This is a genomic window from Capnocytophaga sp. H4358 (assembly GCF_002302515.1).
In the GTDB taxonomy this organism is placed as follows: domain Bacteria; phylum Bacteroidota; class Bacteroidia; order Flavobacteriales; family Flavobacteriaceae; genus Capnocytophaga; species Capnocytophaga canis.
Window position 1 is genome coordinate 1,906,562 of sequence record NZ_CP022380.1, and the last position, 13,116, is coordinate 1,919,677.

10 protein-coding genes are annotated in these 13,116 nt (G+C 39.2%); all 10 read left to right on the forward strand.

All coding sequences use genetic code 11. From position 1 onward, the window contains the following. The first annotated feature begins 108 nt into the window (after positions 1 to 108). The 10 genes from CGC49_RS08095 (at position 109) to nqrF (ending at position 13,051) form a co-directional block, all read left to right on the forward strand. Positions 109 to 426 carry a heavy metal-binding domain-containing protein gene (locus CGC49_RS08095; RefSeq protein ID WP_042007852.1) on the forward strand — a complete coding sequence of 106 codons (318 nt, stop codon included), beginning with the start codon at positions 109 to 111 and terminating at the stop codon, positions 424 to 426. Between the two features lie 34 nt (positions 427 to 460). Next, positions 461 to 3,553, forward strand: a complete 3,093-nt coding sequence (gene ccsA, locus CGC49_RS08100) for a cytochrome c biogenesis protein CcsA (protein ID WP_232745170.1) — start codon at positions 461 to 463, stop codon at positions 3,551 to 3,553. Between the two features lie 108 nt (positions 3,554 to 3,661). Beyond that, positions 3,662 to 5,809 carry a S46 family peptidase gene (locus CGC49_RS08105; RefSeq protein WP_095912340.1) on the forward strand — a complete coding sequence of 716 codons (2,148 nt, stop codon included), beginning with the start codon at positions 3,662 to 3,664 and terminating at the stop codon, positions 5,807 to 5,809. A 263-nt stretch (positions 5,810 to 6,072) separates the two neighbouring features. Beyond that, on the forward strand, positions 6,073 to 7,422 hold the full coding sequence (locus CGC49_RS08110) for a Na(+)-translocating NADH-quinone reductase subunit A (RefSeq protein ID WP_095912341.1): 1,350 nt from the start codon (positions 6,073 to 6,075) through the stop codon (positions 7,420 to 7,422). A gap of 28 nt (positions 7,423 to 7,450) precedes the next feature. Then, positions 7,451 to 8,329, forward strand: coding sequence for a hypothetical protein (locus CGC49_RS08115; RefSeq protein ID WP_041913559.1), 879 nt, complete (start codon positions 7,451 to 7,453; stop codon positions 8,327 to 8,329). Between the two features lie 60 nt (positions 8,330 to 8,389). Continuing rightward, the gene (locus CGC49_RS08120; protein WP_095912342.1) at positions 8,390 to 9,616 is read left to right on the forward strand and encodes an NADH:ubiquinone reductase (Na(+)-transporting) subunit B; all 1,227 of its coding nucleotides are present in this window, start codon (positions 8,390 to 8,392) and stop codon (positions 9,614 to 9,616) included. 2 nt (positions 9,617 to 9,618) lie between these two features. Further along, positions 9,619 to 10,353 carry a Na(+)-translocating NADH-quinone reductase subunit C gene (locus tag CGC49_RS08125; protein ID WP_095894054.1) on the forward strand — a complete coding sequence of 245 codons (735 nt, stop codon included), beginning with the start codon at positions 9,619 to 9,621 and terminating at the stop codon, positions 10,351 to 10,353. A gap of 4 nt (positions 10,354 to 10,357) precedes the next feature. After that, a complete protein-coding gene (locus CGC49_RS08130; protein ID WP_095894055.1) occupies positions 10,358 to 10,999 on the forward strand; it encodes an NADH:ubiquinone reductase (Na(+)-transporting) subunit D in 642 nt (213 codons plus the stop codon). A 25-nt stretch (positions 11,000 to 11,024) separates the two neighbouring features. Beyond that, entirely contained in the window at positions 11,025 to 11,738 is a 714-nt protein-coding gene (nqrE, locus tag CGC49_RS08135) for an NADH:ubiquinone reductase (Na(+)-transporting) subunit E (RefSeq protein WP_095912343.1), read from the forward strand. Next, positions 11,738 to 13,051: an NADH:ubiquinone reductase (Na(+)-transporting) subunit F gene (nqrF, locus tag CGC49_RS08140; RefSeq protein WP_095912344.1), complete on the forward strand. Its 1,314-nt coding sequence runs from the start codon at positions 11,738 to 11,740 to the stop codon at positions 13,049 to 13,051. Before nqrE ends, nqrF begins: the two co-directional genes overlap by 1 nt. The last annotated feature ends 65 nt before the right edge of the window (positions 13,052 to 13,116 follow it).

The following is a 13,116-nucleotide window of genomic DNA, read 5'->3' on the forward strand; positions in this document are numbered from 1 at the left end:
GTACGATAAAAGGCCTTGAATTGGTAACCCGGGAGCTTTTCTCTTTTGAAAAATTTGAAAAGTAAAAAGAAAATCATTAAATTTGCCTATACATAAAAATATACATAAATGATTTTAACAACTACACCAACTTTAGAAGGTAAGCCTATTAAGGAATACAAAGGTATTGTTACAGGGGAAACCATAATTGGGGCGAATGCTATAAAGGATTTTATGGCTGGGTTGACTGATTTCTTTGGAGGACGCTCAAGAACCTATGAAAAAGTACTCGTAGAGGCTAAGAATACTGCACTTGTTGAATTACAGCAACGTGCCATGGCTATGGGAGCAAATGCCGTTGTAGGTATAGACTTGGATTATGAAACCTTGGGAAATAACGGAGGAATGTTGATGGTTACTGCCAGTGGTACTGCTGTGGTCATTTAAACTTTAGCTTATGAAACGCGTGGTTTCCATAAAGATGTCTGTTATATTGCTACTGCTATTAGCGTTGTCGATGGCAGTAGCTACTTTTGTTGAAAATGATTTCGGTACTCTTGTAGCTCGAGCTTTCGTCTATGAAGCATGGTGGTTTGAACTTATAATGATTTGGTTATCCATTAATTTTCTTTTTAATATCAAAAGGTATAGGCTGTTTTCAAAAAGTAAACTTCCTGTAGGATTACTACATTTGGCGTTTATTCTTATTATTATAGGAGCAGGTGTAACCCGTTATTTTAGTAAAGAAGGGATGGTGCATATCCGTGAAAATCAAACTGTAACTTCCTATACTACCAATGAAAAGTATATTCAGTTTCAAACCGAAAATGCCTATTTCTACAAAAAATCACAACCTATTCCATATTTTTTTTCGGAAGAAACCATGCAAATTGATGACAATGATAACCACTTCGAATGTGTTCTTACGGAGTATTTACCGAAAGCTGTCCAAAAATTTGTTGATGGGGAGGAGTCATTTCTCGAAATTGTCATGTTGGAAACAGATGAAGAAAGTAGTTATCATTTAATGAAATCTGGACAGAGCCAGAAGGTTGACAATTATTCTTTAGCTTTTCAATCTGATGAAGAGCATGTGTTTAAAATACAAAAGAACGAAAATAATTGGCAATTGTGGAGTGCTATTCCACTGCATACAATTCATTTGGAATCCCAGCAGATGTCCAGTTTCTCACCACAACAATGGACTAATGTTATGCCACATACGGTCTATCGTTGGTCGGGAGGTTCTTTCATGATTGAAGCTATCCATGATAATAAAAAGTTGGTTTATGAACCTTTAGGTAAGAATGATAAAGCGGAAAAAGAGGTAAGTGTCGTTAAGTTAGAAGTCAGAAATGAAGGAAAATTAATCACGGAGAGCTATTTTTCAGCTACTAAAAATATTCCCGAATGGCAATGGTTTGATTATCAAGGTGAAAGATACGCTTATACATATGCTTCCAAGCAAATAGATCTTCCTTTTGCTTTGAAACTTAATAAGTTTCATTTGAAACGTTATCCAGGAAGTGAAAGTGCCGAAAGCTACATGAGTTATGTTGAGGTCATTGACGGAGATAAGTCATTTTCGTATAATATTTTTATGAATAATGTTCTTGATTATCAGTCGTATAGATTTTATCAATCGTCCTATGACAAGGATGAAAAAGGTACATTATTGTCACTCAATAAAGACCGTGAAGGAACTATAATCACTTATTTAGGTTATGGGGTGTTATTCTTTTCAATGTTTTGGTTACTATTCGCTTATGGAAGTCGTTTTAGTTTTCTAAATCGTAATTTAAAAAAAATAAAAGCATTAGATATAGGTAAGTTGCATTCTGTATTGTTCATGTTTTTTGTGTTGCCTTCGTTTGCTCAGTCCGGAGGTTATTTAGAGGAACATATTATCCCGCAAGAAAAAGCTCAAGAGTATGGACGTTTGATTGTTCAAGATTTTGACGGACGAATGAAGCCGTTAACTACCTTAGCCTATGAAATTACCAGAAAGTTAACAGGAAAAACTAGTGTGAAGCTCAATACACATGAGGGTAAAAAAATTGAAATATCGCCAGAACAATTTTTGATAGCCTTACAGAAAAGTCCGGAAACTTTTGCTGAAAAGCCACTTATAAAGATAAATACTGATAAAGGAGCCATTGTATTTAATATTCTGAATGTCAATCAAAAAAGAATGCTCCAGTTTATGGATTTCTTAGATGCCAGTGGTGCGTATCTGCTCAAGGATGTGGTAGAAGAAACCAATCGGTTGAAACCTGCCCAGCGTTCTGAAAGTCAGAAGGAATTACTCAAAGTAGACGAACGTTTTAATATTCTCTACAATGTATTTACAGGTAATTTTTTACGACTATATCCTAATACGAAATCTCAAAACAATAAATGGTTAACAGCTGATCAGTTTTCAGAATTTGAAGAGCAAGATGCTGATTTTGTGAAAAATATACATAATTTCTACATTGCAGGATTAGAAAAAGGAATGCAAACCAACGATTTTTCCGAAGCCGATCAGGCTCTTTCTTATTTGGCAACATATCAAAAAGAAGCAGGAAAAAATGTATATCCCACCAAGAACGAAGTAGAAGCTGAGATTTTTTACACTCGTACTCGTATAGGGAATTATCTCTTTGGAATATGTATTTTATTAGGAGGAGTTCTTCTTATTTTTAATATTTTAAGTTTATTTCTGTCGGCTAAATGGTTGCAAAAGACACTGACAGTAGGGTCTATTTTGGCTTGTATTATTTGGGTGGTATTTACTTTTGATTTAGGGTTACGTTGGTATATCGCTAAACATCCGCCGTGGAGCGATGGATTTGAAATGTTGTTATTTGTTTCATGGGGGATTTTGCTTTTTGGATTGCTCTTTGTTCGAAAATCCTCGTTTACCTTACCTTTAGGTTTGCTTTTTTCGGGGACGTTGCTTTTAGTGAGCTTTTTGGACTGGCTTAATCCTGAAATTACCACATTGAAACCAGTACTCTATTCCTATTGGCTGAAAATTCATGTGACTGTGATTGTTGGAAGCTATGCACCTTTAGGCTTGTCCTTTGTTATTGCTTTATTGTCCATGATTTTGTTAATATTCAAGCCGTTACAACCAAAAAAAACGTGGTGGCGAGGCATGCAGGAAATGATTGTTGTACAAGAAATGGCAGTTACTATTGGTTTATTTTTGCTTACTGCAGGGACGTTTTTGGGAGGAATCTGGGCAAATGAAAGCTGGGGACGTTATTGGGCTTGGGATCCTAAGGAAACTTGGGCATTGATTTCGATTATTGTGTACAGTGTGGTGGTACATTTGCGACTCATTCCAAAATTTAGAAATGCGTTAGTTTATTATCTTGTGACTATGTGGGCATTTTCCACTATCGTAATGACCTCCTTTGGGGTGAATTACTATTTAGTAGGGCTTCATTCTTATGCTACAGGGGATCCTATTCCTATTCCCAAATGGGTTTATTTTGTAGTAGCGTTGTTAGTGGTCATAAGTGTTTTTGCGTGGTATTCCTACAAAAAAATGCCTCAGGAGGAACGTAATAAGTTGTATAGTAATTAGTTTATTTTGTAAAGAATTCTCTCCGATAAAAGTTAAATAATCTTAAAGTATGATTTAATTTGCAAATAATATTTACCTTTAAGCCTTTAATATAAATTTATCAGTAAAATGAAGAAAATAATTGTAGCAATTGTTGCGGCTTTTACATTCGTTCCGAGTGTGATTCGTGCCGATGAAGGGATGTGGTTTTTGATGTTTATTGAACGTTTGAACCAACGTGATATGCAGAAAAAAGGTTTGCAGCTCACTGCAAAAGAGATTTATGACATCAATAACAATAGTTTGAAAGATGCTATTGTGCAGTTTAACGGAGGGTGTACAGCGAGTATTATTTCTCCCAGAGGGTTGGTGTTGACAAATCACCACTGTGGTTACCGTCAAATTGCTGAAGTTTCTACTCCCGAAAACAACTATTTGCGTGATGGTTTTTGGTCAAAGAGTGACCAAGACGACATAAAACCTTCCTCGCTCTACGTACGTTTTTTTGTGCGTATGGATAACGTAACTGAACGTATGTTGGCAGTGGTGAATGATCAAATGTCCGAAAAAGATCGAGAAGCAGCTTTGAATCGCGAAACTGCAAAGATTATTAAAGAAAATAGTGAAAATGGAAAATATGTGGTTTCAGTGCGTCCGTTTTTTCAAGGAAATGAGTACTATTACTTTGTTTACCAAGATTTTAAGGATGTACGTTTGGTAGGTACGCCAGAGGAAAGTATTGGTAAATTTGGGGGTGATACTGATAACTGGGAGTGGCCTCGTCAAACAGGAGATTTTTCTTTATTCCGTGTCTATACCGATAAAAATGGAAATGCAGCCGAATACGCAGCTGATAACATTCCAATGAAATCCAAAAGACATTTGGCAGTGAGTATCAAAGGGGTTAAAGAAAATGATTTTGCAATGATTTTAGGTTATCCAGGACGTACTAACCGTTGGGTGCCATCGCATTGGGTAGATCAAAATGTGAAATATGCCTACCCTGCATGGGTTGAATCTTCAAAAGCGGCTATGGACGGTATGAAACCGTTTATGGATGCTGATCCTGCAGTTCGTTTGATGTATGCTTCAAAATATGCTCAAATTGCGAACTACTGGAAAAACAGACAGGGAATGATTGAGGCTTTAACTCTCCACAAGACTGCTGATGTGAAACGTTCTTACGAAGCAAAATTTGCAAAATGGGCAAGAAAAAAAGCTAATAGAGCCACTTACGGAGATGTGCTACAAACCATTGCAACCTATTTTGAGCGTACCAATGAGCGTTCAGCTGATAGAAATTATCTACAAACGCTGTTCCGTGCCACTAATTTTAGTGTTCTTCCATTCGAGTTGAACAACCAATTAGGGAAATTAGTTGAAGCTCCACACATGGCGAGAATTACAATGGCTGCATCTATAGATGAAAGGCTTTCAGCTGTTTATGATAATATGCATATTCCTGCGGAAAAAGCTATTTTAGCAAAAACCTTGAAGTTGTACGCGATGAAAGGCAAAAATTTAGCAGATGAAGTTGAAAAAATTAATAGAGAATATCGAGGTGATTTCGACCGCTTTGTTGAAGAAGCTTTTTCAGTGAGTGTGGTAGCAAGTAAAGAACGTGTACAAGAGTTTATGGACAATCCAAATGCAGAAAGACTTAAAAATGATCCGTTGATTTTGTTGTCTAAATCATTAATAGCCAAGTTGCGAGAAAGTTCAGAAGAATTAAACGCGTTGGAAGATGCTTACAGTAAGGCATACAGAAAATATGTAGATGGTTTGCGTAAATCAGGTATCAGTCGTATTCAATATCCAGATGCAAACTCAACGTTGCGACTTACTTACGGAACTGTTAAATCGCTACCTGCCGATCCTCGCAACGCAGATGCTTCGTTGAATAACTACACAACATTCAAGTCAATGGTAGCAAAATATAAACCAAACGATCCAGAATTTGATATGCCAAAACGATTGGTGGAAATGTATGATAAAAATGATTTTGGTCGCTATTTGGATAAAGATGGAACAATGCATGTTAATTTCTTGACTGATAATGATATTACCGGAGGTAACTCAGGTTCACCTGTTATGAACGGGAAAGGGGAGCTTATCGGTCTCGCTTTCGACGGAAATATCGAAGCTATGGCGGGAGATGTAATCTTTGATTCTAAATTGCAACGTACCATTAATGTGGATATTCGTTATGTACTTTGGATAATTGACAAATATGCAGGAGCAAAACATATTGTTGATGAAATGACTATTGTGGAATAGGTAGTAAGAGAGGCTGTTCAATGTATTGAACGGTCTCTTCTTGATATGGAACATAGGGTTCGCCAAATCCCAGACATAAGTTAAATAGTAACATTTTGTTATATTTAACTTTTTAGGATAGCGTGACCACATGTGTTTATCCACAAATCAAATATAAGAAGCATAAAACACTGAAAAAACTATCTATTTTACTACATAAATAAATATAAAGTAGTATATTTGTGCCCGAATTTTAATAAAACTAACTAACAATTATTACAGATATGTCAAACGACATCCGCATTCGAAAAGGGTTAGACATTCGCTTAGAAGGGGAGGCTGATAAGGCAATAAAGCAACTTCCGCTGGCTAAAACGTATGGTATAAAACCCGATGATTTTCATAGAATCATCCCTAAACTTATTGTAAGAGAGGGTAGTGAAGTGAAAGCAGGCGAGGCTCTTTTTCATTCGAAAAGTGATGAGCGTATTTTGTTCCCTTCGCCAGTCAGTGGTAAGGTGACAGAAATTGTTCGTGGGGAAAGACGTCGGATTTTGGAAATTCGTATCGAGGCCAACGGACAAGAGTTCAAAGATTTTGGAAAAAAGAACGTACAAGAGTTGTCAGCAGAACAAATCAAAGAGCATTTGTTAGCTTCGGGGTGTTGGCCGTTTATCAAACAGCGTCCTTACGACGTCATTGCCAATCCTGATGACAAACCAAAGGCTATCTTTGTTTCAGCTTGTAAAACTAATCCGCTTGCTCCCGACTATGACTACGCCTTGAAAGGAAAAGAGGTTCAGTTGCAAGTAGCTCTTTCTGCATTGGCGAAACTGACCACTGGAAAAGTACACGTTTCGGTGTTTAAAGACAGTTCTTTGTCTCCTTTCCGTAACTTCAAAGACATTGTGCTTCACAACGTATCAGGGCCACATCCAGCTGGAAATGTCAGTACGCAAATTGCTAAAATTGACCCGATTAACAAGGGCGAAGTGGTTTGGGTGGTAACCCCGCAAGATTTGGTGGTTATCGGTGAACTTTTTGTAACTGGAAAGCTCAACCTTACTCGCACTGTGGCTCTTACGGGGGCTTGTGTGGAAAAACCGCAATACTTTTCGGTAGTTGCTGGTGCTCAGATAGATAGCCTTGTTTCTGGAAATCTTAAAAAGGAGAAATCACGTATCATCAGTGGTGATGTGCTTACGGGGGAAAAAGTTTCGGAAGGCGGATTTTTAGGGTATTACGATGACCAAATCACGGTAATTCCCGAAGGAGACGACTACGAGTTTTTCGGTTGGAACAAACCTATTTTTAATAAAGTTTCAACCACGAGGGCAATGACTTTCTCTTGGCTCAATCCGAAGAAAAAATACAACCTAAACACCAACACCAATGGCGAACATCGTGCCTTTGTGATGACGGGTATGTACGAAGAAGTTTTTCCGTTGGACATCTATCCGATGCAACTTTTAAAAGCGTGTTTGTACAAAGATTTAGATGAGTTGGAAAACTTGGGTGCGTATGAAGTTGCTCCTGAAGATTTTGCACTTACTGAATTTGTTTGTGTTTCAAAACAACCCCATCAGAAGATTATCCGTGAAGGTTTGGATTTAATGATGCAGGAGTTGGGATAGGTGTTTGATTTTTAATTTGAAAAACATTATGACAAAGTATTATCAGCCTTCTGGGAAGTATTCTCCCGTTGCGTTTGTTTATTTTTTATTGGTATCGTTGTTCGTACTTCCGTTGTTGGGAGGTATCTACGCTTACGCAACTTGGTATATTCCGTTGGTTTATATTAATGTGTTGATTACCATTATGTTCGGATTTGCTATTGCTGGGGTGATTGCAAATTTAGTTATCAAATTAGGGAAGGTTCGTAACTATGCCTTAGGGGTTATCTTTACTCTATTGGGTGCTTTGGTAGCTTATTATGCTCAATGGATAGTTTGGGCAGATTTGGCATTGAATACGACCGATACTATTGGGAATAATCGTATTGGGGTGGCAATCAGCAACGTCAATTTTGGAGAATTATTTCATTTGTTACTGAATCCTTCTGATTTGTTTTCATTGATAGCCGAAATCAATTCCGTAGGAACTTGGGGAGTGAAAGGTTCGACAGTTAATGGTATTTTTCTTTCGATAGTATGGGTAGCCGAGATTATAGTGATTTTCTACGCAGCTTTCTTGGGAACTAAAAACCAAGCGAAACGACCTTTTAGCGAAGTTGCTGACAAATGGTTTAAGGAAGAAAAACTTCCGTTGTTATCTTACATTGAAGATCAAGAATCGTTTAAAAGTGATTTAGAATCAGGTGATTATGAGCGAATCTCCGAATTAACCTTGTCTGATAAAAAGCAAAGTCATAGTTTTTTTGTTTTATATGCCTTGGAAGGTGTTTATTACGTGTCGGTAATTAATAATAAGGCACAACAAGACGATAAAGGCAAAATCAAATTTGAAACCAAAAACCTTATTCAGTATATGCGTATCGACAAAACAGCGTACGATGCACTGAAATTAAGAGTTAGAGCGTAAATTTTTTTTGATTTACCTCTTGCAGAAAATAATAAAATATAACAATCATTCTTTTTAAAAATGAGCTTAAAAAGTAAATTACATACGTTAAAAGAAAAGTATAAGGGAACGAAGCTGGAAACGACGTTCAATGCTTTGCATACGTTCCTTTATTTGCCTAATGAAACGACCCACGGCGGTACGCACATTAAGGCAGCTGACGACCTCAAACGTACGATGAATACCGTGATTATGTCACTGGTTCCGTGTCTTATCTTCGGGATTTTTAACGTGGGGTATCAGCATTATGTAGCTACGGGAGCTTTATCGCACGCCGTAGGGCTACCTTTTTTTAGTCCCGAATTTTGGTCGTGGCAAAACTTCTCTTTCGGAGCTATAAAAGTGCTTCCGTTGGTAGCGGTTTCCTACGCCGTTGGTTTGGGAATTGAATTTGTGTTCGCCACCCTTCGCGGACACGAAGTAGAGGAAGGATATTTGGTAACGGGAATGCTCGTGCCGCTTATCGTTCCTGTGGATTTGCCCCTTTGGATGCTTGCCGTAGCGGTGGCTTTCGGGGTAATCATCGGTAAGGAAGTTTTCGGAGGAACGGGAATGAACATCTTAAACCCCGCACTGACCATTCGTGCGTTTTTGTTCTTCGCGTATCCTACTTCGATGAGTGGTGATAAAATTTGGGTGCAAGGAGCTACCGAGCGTGCGGCTGAAATCGCCAAAGGAGCGGATTTAGACGCTATTTCAGGGGAAACTATTTTGGGGCATTTGGCTCAGCATCACAACATTGCGGATAAATATTCTGTTTCGGATATGTTCTTTGGCTTTACGCCGGGGTCTATCGGTGAGACATCAACTTTGCTAATTATTTTAGCAGCTTTATTCTTGATTTTCACTAAAATAGGAAGTTGGAGAATTATGCTCAGTATGGTACTTGGAGGATTGGCAATGGGGTATATTTTCAACGCTTTTGCTCCTGCTATGGAAGGTACTAAATTCTTCACTTTGTGGAGCTTACCGGCTTGGCAACATTTGTTGGTGGGTGGTTTTGCTTTCGGTACGGTGTTTATGGCAACCGACCCTGTTACGGCATCGCAAACCAATACGGGGAAATACATTTACGGATTTTTGGCAGGTTTCATCTCGATAATGATTCGTTGCTTCAATCCTGCTTACCCTGAGGGAGTGATGTTGGCAATCCTGCTAATGAACGTATTTGCTCCAACCATTGACCATTACGTGGTTCAGGCAAATGTGGCAAGAAGAAAAAAACGTCTAAAAGCTAAAACTGCATAGATATGTCAAACAGAACTGAAAGTAATTCATATACAGTGATTTTTGCCATCATAATGGTAATTATCGTAGGAGCGTTGCTTGCGGGGGTTTCTTCGGCGTTGAGCGATAGAATCAGCGAGAATAAGAAGTTCGAAAAGCAACAAAACGTACTTTACGCAATGGGCGTAAACCGCAATCAGAATACCAATTTGGGCGAGGGTGATGTAACTTTTGTTCCGACCAACGAGGTTACTGCCGAGTTTAAAAAGTACATCAAAGGGCAATACTTTATTAAAGGAAATCAAGCCGTTGAGGCCGATTTGATTGAAGACCCGAAATGGACTGCCGAGAAAGGCTTACCGCTTTTTGTAGGTGAGAAAGAAGGCAAAACGTTTTACATCATTCCCGTTTTCGGAAAAGGACTTTGGGACGCTATCTGGGGCTATGTGGCTGTGGATAAGAATCTTATCGTACAAGGTGTTTTCTTCGACCACAAAGGAGAAACTGCCGGGTTGGGGTCAAACATCAAAGAGCGTTTCTTTATGGACGACTTCATCGGAGAGCATTTGTTGGACGCTTCGGGCAACTTCCAAAGCGTAGAGGGTTCAAAATCAAACGGAGACCCTGAAAACAAACGCAAAGAAGACGGCAAGGTAGATGCCATTGCAGGGGCAACGCTTACCGTAAACGGAGTAAACGAGATGGTAAAAACGGGCGTTGGTGCGTACGTTGATTATATTAAAAACTTAAAAAACTAATATTATGGGACTATCAAAAAAAGACGTAAAATTGGTTACAGACCCGCTATGGGATAACAACCCGATTACCGTGCAAGTGTTGGGAATTTGTTCCGCATTGGCAATCACGGCACAGCTTAAAGCGGCTATCGTTATGGGATTGTCCGTAATATTTGTGTTGGGAGTAGGGAACGTGGTAATTTCCTTAATTAGAAATATTATTCCTTCAAAAATCCGTATCATCGTACAATTGTTGGTGGTAGCGGCGTTGGTAATTATCGTTGACCAAGTGCTGAAAGCCTTTTCGTACGAGTTGAGTAAGCAACTTTCTGTATTTGTGGGGCTTATCATCACAAACTGTATCATTATGGGACGTTTTGAGGCATTTGCTTTGGGAAATACGCCTTGGAAATCGTTCTTGGACGGAATTGGAAACGCAGGCGGATATGCGTTGGCTCTTATCATTGTGGCTTTCTTCCGTGAGCTTTTAGGTTCGGGAACGCTTCTTGGATTTCAAGTATTGGGCGATCCTATCAAAAAGACAGGTTTGTATGCATTAGGATATGAAAATAACGGATTTATGTTATTGGCTCCGATGGCTCTTATCACTTACGGAATTGTGATTTGGATTCAGCGTACGCGTAATAAATCCTTAATTGAGGAATAATTAGTAACTAAATAAAGATTAGAAAATGGAATATATAGAACTGATTTTTAAGTCGATATTCGTAGATAATATGGTATTTGCTACCTTTTTGGGTATGTGTTCCTATTTGGCGGTGTCCAAAAAAGTATCTACGGCGGTTGGTTTGGGAGCAGCGGTTATTTTTGTATTGGCTGTAACTGTTCCGATGAACTGGCTACTGAACGAATATCTGCTCAAAGAGGGAGCGTTGGCTTGGTTAGGCGAAGAATATGCAAGCTATGATTTGAGCTTTTTGACCTACATTTTGTTCATCGCTACGGTGGCAACAATGGTACAATTGGTAGAAATTATCGTTGAGAAATTTGCTCCTGCTTTGTACAATTCATTGGGGATTTTCTTGCCGCTTATCGCCGTAAACTGTGCGATTTTGGGAGGTTCGCTCTTTATGCAATCGCGTGAAATTCCTACCATTGGTTTGGCGGCTACTTACGGATTGGCTTCGGGGATTGGTTGGTTTTTGGCCATTGTTGCCATTGCTGCCATTCGTGAAAAAATCCGTTATTCGAACGTTCCGCCTGCACTTCGTGGATTAGGGATTACCTTCATCATCACGGGGCTTATGGCTATCGGGTTTATGAGTTTCGGAGGTATGCTCACCGGAGGCGAAAAGAAAGCCGAAGAGGAGAAAACCCAAACGATGATGGAGCAAAAAGTTGATAAAACTGAAAAATTAGCCAATAACACAAAAGAAATTAAGTAATGGTATTATCAAGTAGTATATTTGTAACGGTGGCAGTAACGGTAATTGCCTTGCTGGTGATAACCTTGCTGTTGGTGGCACTTTTGCTGGTTGTAAAGCAGAAGTTGGCTCCGTCAGGACCTGTAAAAATCAAGATTAACGGCGAGAAAGTAATTGAAGTGCCTTCGGGAGGTTCGTTGCTTTCTACCTTAGGAAATCAAAAAATATTTTTGCCTTCGGCTTGTGGGGGCGGTGGGTCGTGTATCCAATGTGAGTGCCACGTGCATTCGGGTGGGGGAGAGGCTCTTCCTACCGAAACACCTCACTTTACCAAAAAAGAGCTGAAAGAAGGAGCTCGTTTGGCTTGTCAAGTGAAGGTAAAACAAGATATGGAAATTTCCATTCCGGAAGAAATTTTTGGTATTAAAAAATGGGAAGCCGTAGTGGTGCGTAACTACAACGTAGCTTCGTTTATCAAAGAATTTGTGGTGGAAATTCCTGAGGATATGGATTACAAACCAGGGGGATATATTCAGATTGAAATTCCGCCTTGCGAAATTAAATATTCGGATATTGACATCACGGCTCACCCTGCGGAACACCCTGGCGAACCTGAAAAATTCAAAATGGAGTGGGACAAATTTAACCTTTGGCCATTGGTGATGAAAAATACCGAAAGCGTGGAACGTGCTTACTCAATGGCTTCGTATCCTGCCGAAGGACGCGAAATTATGTTGAACGTTCGTATCGCTACTCCGCCTTGGGACAGAGCTAAAAACGGCTGGATGAACGTAAACCCCGGGGTGGCTTCATCATACATTTTCTCTCGTAAGAAAGGTGATAAAGTGGTTATTTCTGGTCCTTACGGGGAATTCTTCATCAACGAATCGAATGCCGAAATGTTGTACGTAGGAGGTGGTGCAGGTATGGCACCGATGCGTTCGCACCTATATCACTTGTTCAAAACGTTGAAAACAGGACGTAAAGTAACGTATTGGTACGGAGGACGTTCTAAACGAGAGTTGTTCTACTTGGAGCATTTCTGGGAATTGGAGCGTGAGTTCCCGAATTTTAAGTTCTTCATCGTGTTGTCTGAGCCACTTCCAGAGGATAATTGGAAAGTTAAGAAAGACATTAACGATACTGAAGGAGACGGATTTACAGGATTTGTTCACAATGCGGTTATCGACCAATATTTGAGCAAGCACGATGCACCAGAAGACATCGAATTGTATTTCTGTGGACCTCCGATGATGAACAAAGCGGTACAAAAAATGGGACAAGATTTCGGTCTGCCTGATGAAAATATCCGCTTCGACGACTTTGGTGGATAGGTCTTTCACGATTTGATTTTTTTCAAAATAATAAATCCTCGCTGTCATTGGACGGCGAGGATTTT